The organism is Bradyrhizobium sp. LA6.1 (assembly GCF_040547805.1).
GTDB lineage: Bacteria > Pseudomonadota > Alphaproteobacteria > Rhizobiales > Xanthobacteraceae > Bradyrhizobium > Bradyrhizobium barranii.
Map to the genome: position 1 here is coordinate 98,598 of NZ_JBEPQK010000001.1, position 17,910 is coordinate 116,507.

15 protein-coding genes are annotated in these 17,910 nt (G+C 64.4%); 11 read left to right on the forward strand and 4 right to left on the reverse strand.

Going from position 1 to position 17,910, the window contains the following annotated elements; translation table 11 throughout:
• The first annotated feature begins 133 nt into the window (after positions 1 to 133).
• Positions 134 to 532, forward strand: a complete 399-nt coding sequence (locus ABIB99_RS00515) for a hypothetical protein (RefSeq protein ID WP_354174303.1) — start codon at positions 134 to 136, stop codon at positions 530 to 532.
• Positions 533 to 579: 47 nt separating this feature from the next.
• On the opposite strand, the gene ABIB99_RS00520 is transcribed toward ABIB99_RS00515, so the two are convergent.
• The 3 genes from ABIB99_RS00520 to ABIB99_RS00530 form a co-directional block, all read right to left on the reverse strand.
• Positions 580 to 1,602 (reverse strand): alpha/beta hydrolase, encoded by a 1,023-nt coding sequence (locus tag ABIB99_RS00520; RefSeq protein ID WP_354174305.1) that lies wholly within the window; start codon positions 1,600 to 1,602, stop codon positions 580 to 582.
• A gap of 235 nt (positions 1,603 to 1,837) precedes the next feature.
• Positions 1,838 to 3,088, reverse strand: coding sequence for a Bcr/CflA family efflux MFS transporter (locus ABIB99_RS00525; RefSeq protein WP_354174307.1), 1,251 nt, complete (start codon positions 3,086 to 3,088; stop codon positions 1,838 to 1,840).
• An 84-nt stretch (positions 3,089 to 3,172) separates the two neighbouring features.
• On the reverse strand, positions 3,173 to 4,519 hold the full coding sequence (locus ABIB99_RS00530) for a nucleotide disphospho-sugar-binding domain-containing protein (protein ID WP_063984899.1): 1,347 nt from the start codon (positions 4,517 to 4,519) through the stop codon (positions 3,173 to 3,175).
• Between the two features lie 389 nt (positions 4,520 to 4,908).
• Between ABIB99_RS00530 and ABIB99_RS00535 the strand changes: the two genes are divergently transcribed.
• The 6 genes from ABIB99_RS00535 to ABIB99_RS00560 all read left to right on the forward strand — a co-directional run bounded on the left by ABIB99_RS00535 (position 4,909) and on the right by ABIB99_RS00560 (position 11,768).
• Complete coding sequence (locus tag ABIB99_RS00535) at positions 4,909 to 5,859, forward strand: c-type cytochrome (RefSeq protein WP_063984898.1); 951 nt, start codon at positions 4,909 to 4,911, stop codon at positions 5,857 to 5,859.
• Positions 5,860 to 6,224: 365 nt separating this feature from the next.
• Positions 6,225 to 6,950 (forward strand): response regulator, encoded by a 726-nt coding sequence (locus ABIB99_RS00540; RefSeq protein ID WP_014497160.1) that lies wholly within the window; start codon positions 6,225 to 6,227, stop codon positions 6,948 to 6,950.
• A 107-nt stretch (positions 6,951 to 7,057) separates the two neighbouring features.
• On the forward strand, positions 7,058 to 7,693 hold the full coding sequence (locus ABIB99_RS00545; RefSeq protein ID WP_063984897.1) for a DUF1127 domain-containing protein: 636 nt from the start codon (positions 7,058 to 7,060) through the stop codon (positions 7,691 to 7,693).
• A gap of 186 nt (positions 7,694 to 7,879) precedes the next feature.
• Positions 7,880 to 8,788, forward strand: a complete 909-nt coding sequence (locus tag ABIB99_RS00550) for a cytochrome-c peroxidase (protein WP_354174310.1) — start codon at positions 7,880 to 7,882, stop codon at positions 8,786 to 8,788.
• The gene (locus tag ABIB99_RS00555) at positions 8,785 to 11,286 is read left to right on the forward strand and encodes a two-component system VirA-like sensor kinase (protein ID WP_354174312.1); all 2,502 of its coding nucleotides are present in this window, start codon (positions 8,785 to 8,787) and stop codon (positions 11,284 to 11,286) included. The genes ABIB99_RS00550 and ABIB99_RS00555 overlap by 4 nt, the downstream gene beginning before the upstream one ends.
• A 197-nt stretch (positions 11,287 to 11,483) precedes the next feature.
• Positions 11,484 to 11,768 (forward strand): hypothetical protein, encoded by a 285-nt coding sequence (locus tag ABIB99_RS00560; protein WP_135215059.1) that lies wholly within the window; start codon positions 11,484 to 11,486, stop codon positions 11,766 to 11,768.
• Between the two features lie 54 nt (positions 11,769 to 11,822).
• On the opposite strand, the gene ABIB99_RS00565 is transcribed toward ABIB99_RS00560, so the two are convergent.
• Positions 11,823 to 12,710 carry a VOC family protein gene (locus ABIB99_RS00565; RefSeq protein WP_354174314.1) on the reverse strand — a complete coding sequence of 296 codons (888 nt, stop codon included), beginning with the start codon at positions 12,708 to 12,710 and terminating at the stop codon, positions 11,823 to 11,825.
• Positions 12,711 to 12,882: 172 nt separating this feature from the next.
• Here ABIB99_RS00565 and ABIB99_RS00570 point away from each other — a divergent pair, with 172 nt between their 5' ends.
• The 4 genes from ABIB99_RS00570 (at position 12,883) to ABIB99_RS00585 (ending at position 17,822) form a co-directional block, all read left to right on the forward strand.
• Complete coding sequence (locus ABIB99_RS00570; RefSeq protein WP_354174316.1) at positions 12,883 to 14,070, forward strand: CaiB/BaiF CoA transferase family protein; 1,188 nt, start codon at positions 12,883 to 12,885, stop codon at positions 14,068 to 14,070.
• 103 nt (positions 14,071 to 14,173) lie between these two features.
• Positions 14,174 to 15,229 (forward strand): LacI family DNA-binding transcriptional regulator, encoded by a 1,056-nt coding sequence (locus tag ABIB99_RS00575; protein WP_354174318.1) that lies wholly within the window; start codon positions 14,174 to 14,176, stop codon positions 15,227 to 15,229.
• Between the two features lie 210 nt (positions 15,230 to 15,439).
• Positions 15,440 to 16,798, forward strand: a complete 1,359-nt coding sequence (locus ABIB99_RS00580) for an ABC transporter substrate-binding protein (protein WP_354174320.1) — start codon at positions 15,440 to 15,442, stop codon at positions 16,796 to 16,798.
• Positions 16,799 to 16,889: 91 nt separating this feature from the next.
• Positions 16,890 to 17,822: a dihydrodipicolinate synthase family protein gene (locus ABIB99_RS00585; protein WP_354174322.1), complete on the forward strand. Its 933-nt coding sequence runs from the start codon at positions 16,890 to 16,892 to the stop codon at positions 17,820 to 17,822.
• Positions 17,823 to 17,910: the final 88 nt, after the last annotated feature.

The window sequence follows — 17,910 nt, forward strand, 5'->3', positions numbered from 1 at the left end:
TCTCGGGAGCTTATTTTTCGGCAGGCTTTGAACGAGGCGTCTCGTTCGGGAAGCGTGAAATCAGATGAAAGCGGCTCTCATCCTCGTTGGCTTCGGTACACTCGCGGTGATGGAGCTTGAGACGGCGCCGCGCATGACCAAGCCCGTGAACGCGCCGCCTGTTCAGGCGACCGTCGGGTTACGCGTCTCAGCCGATACGCTGACGACGGCAGACCGGCTCGGGACCCCGCACATGCACACGCAATTTGAAGCGCCTCCGCAGCCGGTCTCCTTGAGCGAACCGATGCCTCCGCCGGATCAAACGGCGAATGTTGCGCCAGAGCCTTTGAAGATCATCGCGCCACACCAGCGCACCGCAAGCGGGAGAAAATTCGCGGTCATGCTGCCCAGACCTCGGCCCGTGCAGGAAACGTCCAAGGCATTTGCGAATGCCAAGCGCGCCAAGCCAGTCGCGGAGGTCAAGCCCTGCCGGTCAGGTGTCTTCGATGGCCTGTTCAAGGCATTGAACCTGTCAACGGGATGTCAGAGCTAGGCCCAAGATCCCTCTGCAGCAGCGATATTGTTTCCGCCACGCCGGGTTCACGCGGCCACGGTATCAATCGAGCGGCGTATCACCTGGCGCACCTCCGCATTCGACAGGAACAGGTCGTGGTTGATAACGCCCCAGCCTGCCTCGGACGCATCGACCACGCGCACCCCGAGCCCTTCGATGGCGGTCTTCTCGGCAGCGCCGACCCGTGTCATCCCACCAGCGATTTGCCCCGACAACGCCAGCGCGCGGTCGTTCGTTGCGGCGATGACGGTGATCTTGCGCGAAAGCGGACCGATGCGGTTGATCGACGACGAGAACACGTCCATGTCGATGTCCGGCGCGGCGAACACCACGGCCCCGATCCTGCCCGCAACGGCGTCACCGGATCGCGCATAGAGCTGGCGCAGGCTTTCGAGCGTCAGCATGGTTCCCATGCTGTGCGCGACGATGTGGACGCGGCCGGCGCTCGAACTCGTCACGACAGACTGCAGCACGCGTTCGAAGCCATCGCGGGACCACATTGCGCTGTCGCGGTCGTAGGCGTAGTCGAACAGTCCAGCCTTCGAGGGCCAGGAGAATACCATCGTCTGGCCGCGGAACCTGATGCCATCGGAGAGATGCGCGGCATCGAGCGCCGCTGTCTCGAACGTCTGCTTGAAGCCGTGCACGTAGATCAGGACGTCTGGTCCGCCGCCGGCCTGCGCGACAAGACTGCCGACATCGCCCGATACCGGCTCGACCCCATCAAGACGCCAATCGTCAAGTCCCGCTGCAGCCAGAGAGAAACGGCTGTCACCAGGCGCTACAAGCTTCGCTCGTGCGACGGTCATCGTAGAAGCCCGCTCCGGCCCGAACCACGGCTTCGACCGGCCGCCGTTCACTGGCTTGCGCGTCGTTACGACGAGCAACGTAGGGTCGACCGAGAGCGACGAAGCGTCGTAGCGTGCGCCGGTAGCACCCAGGCTGGCGCATCCGCCCAGCGCGACGACGCAGGCCGAGGACGCAAGCCCGCCAAGGAGCGCACGTCGGGACGCAATCACTTCGTGTTGCACTAAACGTCGGATGATCACGCAGAACCTTTGGGAACTGCCCCCTGGAGGAGCCCGCCCCCTGCGCGCGTTCCTGAATGATGATGGCGGCGAGAATAAGGGCGGGGCGCGCCACGCCGCTTGTTCCAAATGTTGATTGAAATCGTCGAACAATCAAACGGGTCTTGGTTCCTCCATTCGGAGGTTCGATCCCTCACTGGCCTAGTCAGGTCGCAACCCGGTGGATGCGCCGGGCTGCCAGCCGGATTCGGCCAACTCAGGACTTCGTGGGGCTGCGGACCGCCACGCCGGGATCGATCGTCTGCGACGGTAGGCGGCGTTCGGCGGGGCGCGCGACCAGCAGATAGAGAACCAGAGCGAGCAGCGACGTTGCCGCCATCACGGCGGTCATCGACAACGCGGTCCGTCCGTCGAAGCGAAGTGCGACCAGCCCGCTCGATATTGCGCCGGCGGTCAGCTGAATGCTTCCGGCGGCGGCGCTGACGGCGCCCGCGATCTCCGGGAGACGCTGCATCGTCGCGCTCATCACGTTCGGCACGCTGAACCCGAAGCCGAGTGCGACCGCCATCAGCAGCGCAACCACGAGTGACGTGGGCATCCAGCCGGCCAATGTCATCGCGAGCAGGGCGGTGCTGGCGGCGGCCGACAGCGTCAGCCCGGTTGCGAGCATGCGGGCGGACTCTACGCCGCGTCGGCCGAGCTGGCCGTCGAGAAAGGCGCCGACCATGACGGCCCCCGAGCATGCGCTGAAGATCAGGCCATATTGCTCGGGGCGCAGTCCGATGGCGCCGACGAAGAACAGCGAGGCGCCGGTGACGTAGGCAAACACGGTCGCGCCGCCCGCGGCGCCGACCAGGATGAAAGGCAACGACACCGGATGCGTCAGCACCTGGCGGTAGCTGGCGATGACAGCCGAAAGCCCAAGGCGGCCGGCGCGGTCGGTCGTCGCAGTCTCCGCGAAGCGAAACATCACCACGACCAGCAGCATGAGACCGATCCCCGCCTGGGCGGCATAGATCGATCGCCAGCCGGCGATCGCCAGCAGGGCGGCGCCGGCCGTCGGTGCGATCACGGTCGCGACATTGACCGTGACCATGACGTTGGCGATCTTGCCTCGCGCGGCGTTGCCGTCGAAGAGATCGCGAATGATGGCAAAGGTCGTTGCGGTGGCGGCGGCGCCGATGCCCTGGACGAAGCGGCCCAGCAACAGAACCGGCAGCGAGGACGCTTTCGCGCAGGCAAGGCTTGCTGCGACGAACAGTACGAGGCCGAATGCCAGAATCGGCTTGCGGCCCAGGCGGTCGGAGATAGGTCCGTAGATCAGCGGCGCGGTGGCGAGGCTGAGCATGAAGGCGCTCATGGTCAGCCCGACATCCGACGCGCTCGCGTCGAGCGTCGCACCGGTTGCTGCCAGCGCCGGCAGATTGATGTCGATGCCGGAATAGGGCACGGCCGCCAGAAAACCGAGCAGCAGCGTGAAGGCGAAGGATGCGGGGTCGATTTGCATGGACAGATTTCCGGTTCCGGCTTGGTCGATGTGCATGAGGCGATGGAGGCGCGGTCGCCCGCCCTCCATCGCTGCGTTCGGCGATTACGCGCGCCGTTCGGCGCGCCGCCCCCGGGTTGCCGCCATCGCGCCGGTGTGCGAGCTCTCGTCGGCCACAAGCTCGCCGATGACCCGGAGGATTTCGGCCCGCGTGTCGATCCCGGCAAATTCGTCCGCGATCTGCGAGGCTCGCGACTGGAAGCGGGATTGATCGAGCACCGTCCGCACCGCGTCGCGCAGCGCCTTCGGTGTCGGCTCGTTGGTCGCGAGGTTGATGCCGACCCCGGACCATGCGACCCGCGCGTTGACGTCGGCCTTGTCTTCGGTCAGCCCCGCAGTGACCAGCGGGATGCCGAAGCTCATGGCCTGGTTGACGCTGCCATAGCCGCCGTTGGTGACGAGCACGTCGACGTTCGGCAGCAGCCATTCGAACGGCAGATAGCTGGCGATGCGCGCGTTCGACGGGATCTTGCCGGGGATGGCGTCAACCGGGCGGCCGCCTGCCGTCGCGATCACCAGGATGTCTTTCTCGTCCGCGAGGGCCGCCAGCGTCGGGGCAACCAGCAGATTGAAATTGTGATTGGCCACCGTTCCCTGCGTCACCAGAACGATCTTGCGCGATCCGTCGAGCTCTTCGGCCCAGGGGGGCGGCGGGACCTGGTTGGCGATGATCGGTGGGGTGCCGACGAAATGCACTGAGGGCGGAATCTCGCGAGGAAATTCGAAGCTTGGCACCGACAATTGCAGATAGGCATCCCCGAGAGCGACCACAGAATGGAACATCGGCATCGCGATCGGCCCGACCCCGAGAGACTTCAACGCCCGATTCAGGCGCAGTGACACCGGCTGATCGACTGCCGCATCAAATTCCCGCGCCATGGCCGCATAGCGATCGCGCTCCTCGCCGCTCTTTGCCGGCGGCAGACCGAGGAAATTGGGCGCGCCGTCCTCGCGCGCCCAATGCAGAAACGAGGTCCCGCAGAGCGCGATGGGAGGCCGCTGCGAGCGCGGTCCGAGCAGCATCGGCAGTACACCGAACAGCATGTCGTCGGCGACAATGATGTCGGCGGGGAATTGCCGCAAGATTTGCAGCAGCCCCTGGTGCTGAGCCGGAATGGCGTCGACGAAGATGCGCTCGCAAGCAACACGGAACCACTCCAGTCCCGGCGGGATGGTCTTGAGTTCGGGGAACCGCGAGAAGACGTCGTTCGGATCAAAGTCCGCGTCCTCGGGAAGGGGAAAGAATTTGACGCCGCTGGCTTCGACGCGGGCACGAAAGGCGGTGCCCGTCAGGAAAGCGATCTCGTGGCCATCGCCACGCAGGATTTGCGTGATCGCCAGCATCGGATTGAGATGACCCGTCGCCGGTGTCGAAGCGATAAGAATCTTCATGTGAGTTGACCTCTTGATGATCGATGCACGGTCGCCCCAGAGCGTCCGGTCGAGTGAGAGGCAATTGAAGCGATCGCCGTTACGCCAAGACTTCCGGCGGCAGCGAAAATGGTTACGGCGGCAACGCATCGTGGCGCTGCCAAGGCCGGGCAAAAAGGCCGGTGCAAAAACCGGTGACATCGCGCCGGAAGCCGATAACTCGCACAGGATTACAATTGTAACGCGAGCGGCGGGCGATGAAACGGCACGGAAACACCGCGCTGTTAATCCGGCAGACCTCCGCATGGCACACCTTCGCAGATATTGGCGCGTTGGCGTCGGCCGAAATTCATTTTTGACGATCCGGATGTCGCGCGGCATCGGTCGCGCCCAATTCATTGAGGACTGGCATGGAAAATATTGTCGCCCTGATTGCGATGGTTGCGTTCATCGCGTTTCTGGCCTGGCTGGGCGTTCGCGCCTCCCGGACGAAATCTGCTCTGGCGAAGTGGAGCGGCATGGTGCTGACGGCCATGCTGGCCATCTCAGTGTTCGGCGTTGCCGCTTTGACCGCGGTCGGTATCGTCCGGCAACACGCCCGTTCTGCACCGGTCCCGGATGTGAAGATCGAGGCGACACCGGACCAGATTGCCCGAGGCATGGCCGTGGCCGACGGCTTTTGCGCCGCATGTCACTCGCAGACCGGGACGCTGACCGGCGGCGGCGACGTGGCCAAGGATCTCCCGATTCCCATCGGCTCGTTCGTGCCGGCCAATCTCACGCCCGCCGGCGTCTTGAAGAATTGGTCCGATGCCGAGATCTTTCGTGCCATTCGCAATGGGATCGACGCGAGGGGGCGCTGGCTGGCGATCATGTCCTTCACCAATGCCGGCCGGCTCAGTGACGACGACACCAAGGCGGTGATCGCCTACATCCGCAGCCTGCCCGCGAGCGGTACGCAGACCCCGGATCCGCCGGATCGCTTCAGCCTGCTGGGCATCGTGATGCTGGGCGCCGGACTGTTGCCGGATGCGAAGCCCGTCTTCACCGGCGTGATCACCGCGCCGCCGAAGGCGCCGACGGCGCTCTATGGCAAGTACCTGCTGTCCTATCAGGATTGCCGCGAATGCCACGGCAGGGATCTCGGCGGCGGCGTGCCGGGACAATTGCCGCCGCTCGGACCGGACCTCGGTATCGTCAAGAACTGGAGCCTTGCGCAATTCGTCGACACCATGCGCACAGGCGTTGATCCGAACGGGCATCGGCTCGGCGAGCAGATGCCGTGGCGGCCGATCGGGCGGATGGATGACGACGATCTCGCCGCGATCTACCAGTACCTGTTGGCTCTGCCGGGCTCCTGATGATTCCGTGAAGCCCGCAAACGATCGCGCCCTGCGGGGGCGGGCAACAGCCTGCGCAGCACATCGCAGTCGCTGAACGACAGCGCAGGCCGCAGGCTTCCTATCGCCCCAAAGTAGTAAGCGTTGGGATCACAATTATTCACGTATGCGACATCCGGCGGAATTAGCCGCAGAATTACCCTGTTGCGACGTCATCACGGCATCATAGATAGGCTCAGTGTGTGCCGATGGCCTCGGATATCCCGTTCTATTTTGAGCGATTCCAATTCGGATGACATCAATATCATTTCACCACAGCCGGACGTTGACGTTCGCAATTCTTAAGTACAGCTCACTCGGCGGACGGCGAATTTTGAGAGTATGGAATGCTTGCAGATATTGGCCACATCGTCGTCGTCGATGACGATCCGACGTTAAGGCAAATGGTGATCAAATATCTCGAGGAGCACAATATCCCGACAAGGGCGGCCTCCAACAGATCGGAATTGAACCACTATCTCGATGGCAGCCAGCCGAGCCTGATCATCCTCGATCTTCGGCTTGGTCAGGATGACGGTCTGGACCTGTTGAGGGAAATCCGGTCGCATTCCGACGTGCCGGTCATCATCACGACGGGCCATCGTCCCGACGAGATCGATCGTATCGTCGGGCTCGAGCTTGGCGCCGACGACTACATCATCAAGCCGTTCTCCCTGAGGGAGCTGCTGGCGCGCGTCCGCGCGGTGTTGCGGCGGCAGGAGATGGGACGGGCCGCGCGCGCCCGCGATCCCGAGCGCGGGGGCTATCGCTTCAGCGGCTGGAAGCTCGAACGCCGTAGCCGAAAGCTGACCGATCCCGACGAAGCGCCGGTGCCGTTGAGCAAGGGAGAATATGCGCTGCTGCTGGCCTTTCTGGAGGCGCCGCAGCGTCCCCTGACCCGCGAGCATCTGCTGCAGGCGACCCGTATCCATGAGGATATCTTCGATCGCAGCATCGACGTCCAGGTGCTGCGGCTGCGGCGCAAGCTGGAGACCGATCCGAGCGCGCCGCGCGTCATTCAGACCGAGCGCGGCGTCGGCTATGTCTTCGCGGTGCCGGTCGATCCGTTCTAGAAGCAATTGGCGGATTGCAATTGTAGCCAATTTGCCGATGGCGGTGACCTTGGCGTAACAGCGGGCCGTCAGATTGCCTCCCACCAACAGCGTGTGGGAGATTTACGATGGAGAAGTATTCTCACAGTGTGAGCCGCGTTGCCTTGCCGGGTCACATGGAACTCGACAGGGCGAACTGGGTCGCACGATCTGACGGTCGCGGCATGGTCCGTCTCGGTGCGGTTGCCGCGAGGCATCGCGCGCCGGACATTGCTTCGCCTCCGGATGTGCCGCCTGCCGGGCAGGATCAGCCCGTCACCACATTCTGGTGGGCGGTCTTCGCCTCCCTGATGGAGGGCTTTGCCCTCTACGGTGCAGCCTTGCATCCGACCGCAGCCGCGCCGGTTCAGGCGATGCTGGAGGCCACGAGAGATTGCCGATCGCCCTCGGCGGGTCGCGAGCCCGCGGAGAAGAGCGGCAACGATGGAGCCGACAACAATGGGAATGACAATAATGGGAATATCGTCAGGCTCGATCGCGCCGCGCCGCGCGATGCGCGACTGGAGCGCAGCTGGAATCGGCTGGGGTCGCTCGGCGCGACCCTGGGGACTCTGATGGACCTGCCTGCGTACTGGCGTCGGGAACGTGAGATCAGGAAGGCCGTCGCTGCGTTGATGGAGTTCGATGACCGGACCTTGCGGGACCTCGGGATTTCCGGCAGGTCGGACATCGAGCGGGTGGTGAGGTACTGCCGTGATTGCTGACAGCATCGCCCGGAGCATGTGGCGGCCACCTTCGCGAAATCATCCAGCTTCGATCAAAATTCCTTGAGCAGCCGCGACAATTCTCGCTTCACCCCCACATTGCTGGGCGTGCAGCAGTTCGCCAGATTTCTCGGGGCCGGACGAGGTGCCGGCCTTCGACGTTGCGCGATCGTGATTTGCGCACTGGTGCCGTGCTCTCTGAAGGTCTCTCCGGCACCGTCGCAGTCGCCGCCGGCCTTCGTGTCGGTCCGCAAGGATGAGCCCATCACGCCCATTCCGGCACCGCCGGCAATCAATCCGCTGAAGGTCAAGCTCGGCGAACGACTGTTCTCCGATCGCAGGCTGTCGCACGACAATTCACGCAGTTGCGCATCGTGTCACGATATCGCGACGAACGGCGCGAGCCCGAGGCAGCACGATGTCGGCCCCGACGGGGCGGCGATCACGCTCAACACGCTCACCGTCTTCAATGCGGCGCTCAGCTTTCGCTTCGGCTGGGAAGGAAAATTACGCAACATCGAGGCCGATACCAGGGCGTCGCTGGAAAGCCCGCGCACCATGGCGAGCAGCTCGGTCGAGATCGCAGAGAAGCTCAATGCCGATCCCGACATGCGCGAGAGCTTCTTCGCGGCTTACGGCCACCGCCCGGAGCGCGGCGATGTCGTCGACGCGCTCGCGAACTTCCAGCGCACGCTGGTCACGCCGGGCGGCAAGTTCGATCGCTGGCTGGCGGGTGACGCCGCGGCGCTGTCGGAGGACGAGCTGGGCGGCTACCAATTGTTCAAATCGCTGGGCTGCGCGTCCTGCCATCAGGGCGTCAATGTCGGCGGCAATCTGTTCCAGCGCCACGGCATATTCCACCCGCTCGCATCGCCCGAGCCGAAAATTCTGCGCGTGCCGAGCCTGCGCAACGTCGCGACCACGCCGCCGTATTTCCATGACGGCAGCGCGCCGACGCTCGATGACGCGGTTCGCAAGATGGCCTTTGCCCAATTGAACGCCACGTTGACGGAGAAGCAGGTCAAGGCGCTCGTCGCCTTTCTGAACAGTCTGACCGGCACCTATCGCGGCGCGACTGTCGGAGGCTCCCCATGAAATTTGCCCCCGCCGTGATCGGCGTAACCTGCGTGCTGGCCCTGCTGACCTGGCTGTTGTTGAACGGGCTGAACTTCAATTCGGTGCGTTACGACCGTCAGCTCCAGGCGCTTGGCGACTTCACCCGGTTCGAACGCGCGATGACCAGGGAAGTGCTGACCGCGCGCGCCGGCCTGTCGCGCAACTATGACAAGCTGGTGCAGATGACCGATGCCTATGACGACGCCCTGACGCGGCTGCGCGAAACGCCGGGTCTCAACGCCGAAGAGACCAGGGCCATCGATGTGCTGTCGGCGCGCGCCCTCAGGCAGGAGGACCTGGTCGAACGGTTCAAGAGCCGCAACGCGCTGCTCCAGAACTCCTTTGCCTATTTCGGTCTGTTCAGTGACAAGTTGGCTGAGTCGGATCAGCGGGCGCTGGTCACGGCCGCCTCCGCATTGGCGGCGGCGATGCTGCGCCTGACGCTCGATACGTCGGACGTCGTGGCGCGTCAGGTCCAGGATCGGTTGGAAGAGCTGTCGCTCGCGCAAACCCCGCCACGGGACATGGATTCGGTCCGCGCGTTGCTGATGCACGGGCAGATGCTGCATGACCTTCTGCCCGACATCGACACGATCGTGAAGACGCTCGTCGCCGAAGCGAACAACCGCGAGCAGGATGCCGTATTGGCATTGATCACCAGGCGTCAGCTCGCCTCGCGGGCCTCGGCGCGCCGGGTGCGCCTGTTGCAGTTCATGACGTCGTTGCTGCTGCTCTGCGGTGTAGTCTATTTCGGATTGCTATTGCACCGGCGCGCGGTCACGCTGCGCCGCCGTGCGGCGTTCGAGCACGTCATGGCCGGCATCTCGATGCGGTTCATCGATTCGAGCCGCGAGAGGATCACCGCTGACGTCGAGACCGCGCTGCAACAGCTCGCCGGATGCATCGGTGCGGATCGCGCCTATTTCGTCGGCGCGACCGGGACGACGACAAGCACCTATCGGTGGTCCCGCGACGGGATCGCATTCGAGCCGGGTTGGCCGGATCGCGCGCTGAGCCTCGCGCCACGCTTCGACAGTGGCGAAGGCGGCATCGTTTATATTCCCAAGGTCAAGGCCGCCCATCCCGACGATACGATGAACCTGCTCGAGGACGCCGGCGTCGGCGGCTGGCTGTGCGTGACGGCGGTCCGGGGACATCGCGATGAAATCCTCGGCTTCGATACCGTGCCGGCCGGGGCGCTCGCATACTGGTCCGAAGTCTCGTTGTTTCGCATGGCGTTCGACGCCATCGGCAACGCGATCCGCCGGGTGCGGCTCGAAGGCGAGAAGGAGCGCTTGCAGGCGAGCCTGCAACAGGCACGCCGCATGGAAACCCTCGGCACCTTTGCCAGCGGTATCGCCCACAACTTCAACAATATCGTCGGCGCGATTCTCGGCTATGCCGAGATCGCCGAGGCGCGAATCCGGTCGGGAGGTCGGCCGGCCGGCAGCCTTGCGGAGATCCGCCGTGCCGGGGAGCGGGCGCGTGAACTGGTCGAACAGATTCTCGGCTTCGGCCGCCGCGGCGAGGGCAGGCGGGAGCGTGTCTGCGTCAGGACCCTGATCGACGAGACCAGATCGCTGCTGGCGGCTTCGTTGCCTTCGCACGTCCAATTCGAGGTGAATGAGTCGGCCGAGGAGGCCACCGTGATGGGCGAGCCGGCTCAGTTGCAGCAGGTGATCCTGAATCTTTGTAACAATGCGGCACAGGCGATGACGGAGCCGGGTTGCATCGAGCTCGGCATCAAGGTGTGCGATCTTCAACAGCCATTGTCGATCGGACGCAGTGAGGTCGGCCCCGGCCGCTTCACCGTGATTTCGGTCACCGATCCGGGGCCGGGAATGGACGAGGCGACGCTGGAGCGGATCTTCGAGCCCTTCTTCACGACGCGCCCGGACGGCAACGGCATCGGGCTCGCAACCGTTCGCGAGATCGCGGAGCAATATGGCGGCGCCGTCGCCGTGCAGAGCGAGCCTGATGCGGGCACGCGCTTCGACGTCTGGCTGCCATCCGGCGACCCCGACGAGGCGGTGCCGGTTCAGCACAGCCCCGATCTGGCGTTCCGTGGCGCGGGCGAGACGGTGCTGGTGCTCGACACCGATCGCCGTCGCCTGTTGCGCCATGAGGAAATCCTCGCGGCGCTGGGGTATGAGCCGGTCGGGTTCACCAGGCTGGCGGAGGCGATCACCGCCTGCCGCACCGCGCAAGCACGCTTCGATGCGGCGCTGGTGTGTCACATGCCCGGAGGCTCCTCGATCGAGCTGGCGGCGGCATTGCACGCGGCGGCGCCGGCCTTGCCGATGATTCTGGCGAGCCCATCGACGCGCGAGCTGGCGGTGCCGTCGCTGGAGACGTCAGGGATCACCGAGCTCGTTCATCACCCGCTGATATCGGCGGAGCTCGCCGGCGTCCTGGCGCGGAGCGTCGCCTCGTCGGCCGCGCGACGACGCGTGAGGCGGGCCGCCGTGGCGCGGTAGAGCGTTTTCGAGCGAAGCGGATACCGGCGCGCGCGAAGAAAGCGCGTCAAACAGGAATCCAGAGCTGGCGCACGACAATCGGCGATCGTGGTTGCAATGGTAACGCGATGTCGCCGCGGGCGAAATGGTCGAGTAGCCGGGACCTCCTATCCATCGCATGCGCATCGTCGCAACGTCACCGCGATAGGAGAATGATGATGTCAATCAGACTTGGCGTGACCGTCGTCGCAGCTACGTTTCTGTTCGGATCGGTTTCCAGCCTCAGGGCTGCCGGAGGCGCAAGCGCGCCTGTGACCATGTCCTCGCCTGGCAGTGTGGACGCAATGAAGTTCGCGGACCTGTCCCGGCAGGCTCCCATCGGTCACCGGCAGCCGCGACGCAGCGACGTGCCCGGGTCGACGCAAGCCTCGCCCCAAGACGCGGAGCTGCAGCGGCTCGACAGGGAGATCGACCGCCGGCTGATCATCTGCCGTGGCTGCTGATGGCCGGCCGAGGTCATGGATCGCGCGCGCCGCAAGGCGCGCGTTCGCCACTCCCTATCCCTCGTATTGATCCGGCCCCATCGCCCAGAGCGACTGATCGTGGCCGAATGCGTAATTGCGGTTGTTAATCGCCGGATTGCGATTGACCATCGGCCGCATGAACATCGGATGGGTCGCGCTGCGGACCTCGTGCTCGACCGTGAAGAGATGCCTGCCGCTGTCGAGATCGACGATGTCGCAGAAGCGGTACTGGTATTGATTGTCCTCACGCGAGATCAGGTCGCGCGCCAGGAGTTTGCGGTAAGGGCCGGAGAAGTCGGTGATGTACATCTGCACGTGGTGGCCGTCGTAGTCGCCCTGGGGCCGATCCGTCTCACGGAACAACAGATGCTGGTCGCGGCCGGTCTTCACGGCGGCGACCTGGCCGTCGCCGTTTCGCAAGCTTGCGGGCATGCCCATGATCTCGGGGTAGAAGGCGCAAATTGCCTTCGCGGTGCCTTCCGGCACGTCGAACTCGACATAGGGAATCCCGAGCGCGATGCGCCCGAAGCGCGCGGCGTCCGGCTCGTAGCAGCGCAGTCGGTTGCCCCACGGACAGGTTGCCTCGACATGATCGTTGTGCTCGGCGAATGCGAACGCCGTGCCCTCGAGCTTCTTCGCGACCGACGCGAGCCGCGCCAGCAGCGCCTCGCGGCCCTCGATGACCAGCCCGACATGGCCGCGCAGCACCTGCGGCCTGCCGCTCGGCAAGTGAAACTGGCTCCGTCCGGCATTGATCCACATGTTGGTGTCGGACACCATCAGGTAGGGATCGCGGGTCAGTCCAAGCCCGGTCACGTAGAACAGCGTGGCGAGGCGCTGGTCCGGGACCTGGATGTTGACGTGCTCGAAATGGATCGCGTTGCCGAGATCTTCTGCGGATCGATCGAATTGTTGCGGCATGGATATGCTCTGGCTGGGGGGACTGAGAGGTCGATACTAGAGCAGAATTTCCGCCGGCCGAAACTGTTCGCCGATCACATCTTGGGGGCAGGGGCATGAGGTCCTCTGCCGCCTTGCCGTGGCAGCCAGTCCCTGTAATCTGGCCAGAACATATGAATATGGGAAGGGATCGATGGGAGGAGTTTTGGAGGGCGTGCGCGTCCTCGATTTCGGGCGCTATATCGCAGGGCCCTATTGCGCGACCTTGCTGGCCGAATTCGGCGCCGAGGTCATCCGCGTGGAAAAGCGCGACGGCAGCGAGGACCGCTTCGTGGCGCCGGTCGGCGAGGGCGGCGAAGGCGCGCTGTTCCTGCAGGTCAACCGCAACAAGAAGTGCATCACGCTCGATCCGATGAAGCCGGAAGGGCAGGAGGTGATGCGCCGCCTGATCGCGACCGCGGACGTCGTTGTCGCCAATCTGCCGCCGCAGACCCTGCGCGCGATGAAGCTCGACTACGACTCCTTGAAGGCGATCAAGCCCGACATCATCCTGACGACCGCCACCGCGTTCGGCGGGCCGGGGCCATGGTCCGACCGCGTCGGCTTCGATGGCGTCGGCCAAGTCATGTCGGGCTCGGTCTACATGACCGGTGCCGGCGACCCGCCATATCGGGCCGCGGTGAACTGGGTCGATTTCGGCACGGCGCTGCATTGTGCGTTCGGGACGCTCGCAGCCCTGATCGAGCGCGGCAAATCCGGACGCGGGCAGATCGTCGAGGGCGCGCTGCTCGCCACCGCGCTGTCCTTCACCAATGCGACGCTGATCGAGCAGGCGGTCATCAACGTCAACCGTGTTCCGACCGGCAATCTCGGCCAGACCGCAGCGCCGGCCGACATCTACCGCACCAAAGACGGTTGGGTGCTGTGCCAGGTCACGGGGCATCCGCTGTTCAAACGCTGGGCGAAGCTGATGGGTGAGGAGGACCAGTGGCTGAATGATCCGCGCTTTGCCGACGACATCAGCCGCGGCAACAACGGTCCCGTCATCAGCGCGCGGATGGCGCGCTGGTGCGCCGAGCGCACCACGCAGGAGGCTGTCGACACTCTGGGCAAGGCCATGATTCCGACCGGGCCTGTCCTCAGCCCGCAACAGGCGCTGGACCATCCGCATATTCGCGCCGCCGGCTTCATGCAGGAGGTCGAATATCCCGGCCTGCCGAAACGCGCACCCGTCGCCCGCGCTGCCGTCCGGCTGTCGGAAACGCCCGGCGAGATCGCATCGCGTCCGCCGACGCTCGGCGAGCATACCGACCTCGTCCTGAAGGAGCTTGGCTACGACGTGGCTGCAATCGCGGCGCTTCGGCAGGGCGGGATCGTCTAGGAAGCGCGCGCCTCACGCCAGGAGATTTTCGTTGAGGACTCCGGTGGTCGTCAATACCATGGCAAGGTATTGATCGATCAGGCGTTCGACCGACGTGGCGGGGATGGTGGCAGGTTCAAAGAGAGCGCGTGGAGGCAGCGGCCGCGTCAAGCTCGAGGAGGTCGCCCGCAAGGCCAATGTCTCGACCGCGACCGTCTCGCGCGCCTTCAACGAACCCGACAAGGTCTCCGAAGAGGTCAGGCAGAGGGTCAAGGACGCCGCACGCGCGCTGAACTGGATTCCCAATGCTGCCGGACGGGCGCTGGCCTCGCGCCGGACGCATATCGCCGGCGCCATCATTCCCACCCTGGACGATGAAATCTTCGCCCACCAGATCGGCGGCATGCAGACCGTCTTCAGCGAACGCGGCTTCACGCTGTTCCTGGGTTGCTCGAACTATGATCCGGACGAGGGCTTGAGGCAGGCCGAAGCAATGCTTGCGCGCGGTGTGGAAGCAATTGCCGTGGTCGGCGAAAATCATCCCCCCGAGCTTTTTGACGCGCTCAACTCGCGTGGCATTCCGTATGTGGTGACGTACTCCTACAACAAGCTGTCACCGCATCCGTGCATCGGCTTTGACAATCGCGCCGCGTTCAGCCGCATGACGGAGCATCTGCTGTCGCTGGGCCATCGCCGGTTTGCCGCCATCTTCCAGCCCGACACCAACAACGACCGCGTGAAGGAAAGGCTTCGCGGCGTCAGCGAAGCGCTCGCGGCCGCGGGTTTGGAAATTGCCGCGCAGGATCTGATGATGGGTCCCTCGACGCTGGAGTTCGGCGCGGCCAGCTTTGCCGGATTGATGACGCAAGCCGTCGACGTTCGGCCGACCGCGATCGTTTGCGGCAACGACAATCTGGCGCTCGGTGCGTTGATGGCTGCGCGGGAATGCGGCCTGGACGCGCCCGGGGATTTTTCGATCACTGGCTTCGATGATCTTGCGATTTCATCGCGCTTTTCTCCGGGGCTTACGACGATGAAGGTCGACAATCAGGAGATCGGCGTCCTGGCGGCCAACGAGCTCCTTGCCGTGATCGCGGGCCGGCAAGCGCAGGCGCAGTCCCGCGAAGTCGTGCCTGTTCTGAAAATCCGCGACAGCGCAGGTCACGCCAGGGGCGCCTGATCCCGCAGAGAGCGGTCGTCTCTTCGAGAGCGCGCATCGACCCGCCAAGAGGGCTGCTTCCCTCTCAAAGGGCTGCTTGACTCCTTATATGTAAGCGCTTACATAGCCGCGTTTTAAACGCCATGAGAGCAACCGGCGGGCCCCTCGCCGGATGAGACGGAGGAAACGACAATGCGGAATAGCGTTTTGCGGTGGGCCAGAAACTGTTCGATGGCGGTTTCGCTGCTCTTGCCGATGATGGGAACGGCGAGCCCGGCAGCCGCCGAGGAGAAGCTCGTGGTCTGGTGGAACAAGGGCTACTACAAGGCCGAGGAAGACGCGCTGCTCGCCGTCATCAAGAAGTTCGAGGCCAAGACCGGGGTCAAGGTCGAGCTGTCGCAATATGCGACGCAGGACATGATGCCGAAGCTGGTGGCGGCGCTCGATGCCGGCAGTCCTCCCGACGTGACCTATGCGGACACCTACCATTTCCAGGGCGCCGGCAAGTGGGCCTCCGAAGGCAAGCTGGTCGATCTCGGCTCCGTGCTCGCACCGATCAAGGGCGAGTTCTCCCCGCAGTCGCTCGAAACGGTCATGCTGTACAACGACAAGACCAAGGCGAAGGCCTATTACGCCTTCCCGCTGAAGCAGGCGACGCTGCACCTGCATTATTGGAAGGACATGCTGGAGGAGGGAGGTCTCAAGGAGACCGACATCCCGAAAGACTGGAAGGGCTACTGGTCGTTCTGGTGTGACAAGGCGCAACCGGCCGTGCGCAAGGCGTCCGGCAAGCGCATCTACGGCGTCGGCCATCCGATGGGCGTCGACGCCACCGACAGCTTCATCTCGTTCCTGGTGTTCATGGACGCCTACAACGTCGTGCTGGTCGACGACAACGGCAAGCTCCTGGTCGACGATCCCAAGGTGAAGGCGGGCCTCGTCGCCGCCATGACGGACTATGTCGAGTTCGCCGCGAAAGGCTGCACGCCGCAATCGGCGACGAGCTGGAAGGATCCCGACAACAACGTCGCCTTCCACAACAAGACGACGATCATGACGCACAATTCGACGGTTTCGCTCCCCGGCAAATGGCTCGACGACGCCGGCAACGAGACGCTCACCGCCGAGCAGCGCGACGAAGCCAAGAAGAACTATAATGACCGCATCCGCACCATGGTCTGGCCCAACAAGCCGGATGGTACGCCGGTCCACACCCGCGCCTCCGTGGTGGTCGGCCTGATCTTCGAGCAGGCCAAGAACAAGGACCGCGCCAAGGAGCTCGTCTCGTTCCTGCTGCGCGACGAGAACCTCCAGCCCTATGTCGAAGGCGCCCTCGGTCGCTGGTTCCCGGTCAAGACGGCCGCACAGAAGTCCGCCTTCTGGGACGGCGACGTTCATCGCCGCGCCGTGCGCGACCAGTTCTTCGCCGGTGTCGGCGGCTACGAGATGAGCAAGAACTACAAGTTCACCACCCTGAACAACGAGAACGTCTGGATGAAGGCCGTGAACGCCATCGTCACCAACAAGGTGCCGGTCGACAAGGCCGTCGACGACATGATCGCGCGCATCAAGGAAGTGGCCGGCAACTGACCGCCGGCCCGAACAGCCACGCTCACGCGTTGCAAGACGCGTGAGCGGCAGGCTCCTGCCTGTCAACAATTTCAACCCTGGGAGCCGATTTGTGACCGCAACCGTCAAGGGCATCATTCCGGTGATGCTGACGCCGTTCACCGAAGCCGACGCGATCGACTATGCGGGCCTCGAAAAGCTCGTCGAATGGTACATTGCCAATGGCGCGGATGCGCTGTTCGCCGTGGCCCAGTCGAGCGAGATGCAGTTTTTGAGCCTCGAGGAGCGCGTCGCGCTGGCGCGCTTCGTCGTGCGGCAGGCGGCGGGCCGGGTGCCCGTCATCGCGTCAGGCCACGTCAGTGAATCCCGCGACGATCAAGTGACCGAGCTGACCTCCATCGCCGCGACCGGCGTGGACGGACTGGTGCTGGTGACGAACCGGTTCGATCCGAAGGGGCAGGGCGGAACGGTCTTCATGGACAATCTGCGCCATCTGCTCGACGCGCTGCCCGCCGATCTTCCGCTCGGCCTCTACGAATGTCCCGCGCCGTTCCGGCGGCTCATGTCCGACGACGAGCTGGCGTTCTGTGCCGAGAGCGGGCGCTTCGCGATCCTCAAGGACGTGTCCTGCGACCTCGAGACCGTGAAGCGTCGCGTGGCGCTGACGAAAAACTCCTCGCTCGCCATCGTCAATGCCAATGCGGCGATCGCCTTCGACGCCATCAGAAGCGGATCCGCCGGCTTCACCGGCGTGTTCACGAACTTCCATCCCGATCTCTACAAATGGCTGTTGACCGACAGCGCGCGGCATCCGGCGCTGGCGGACGATCTCTCCGTCTATCTCGCGCTCGCGGCGATGGCCGAGCCGATGGGATATCCCAAGCTGGCCAAGCTGTACCATCAGAGGCTCGGCACGTTCGCCTGCGCCCACAGCCGGACCATCGATTTCGACATCCGTGAGCGCTTCTGGGCGCTCGATGCACTGCTCGACAAGATCATGCAGGGGCAGGCGAGCTTCCGCGCAAGGATCGCGGCCACGCGCTGATGGCGGCCGTTGCCATCTCGATGATGTGAGGGTAACCGCCGCGCGAGGGCTGTCCCTCGAGCGATTGCGGGCCGACCGTGATTACGGC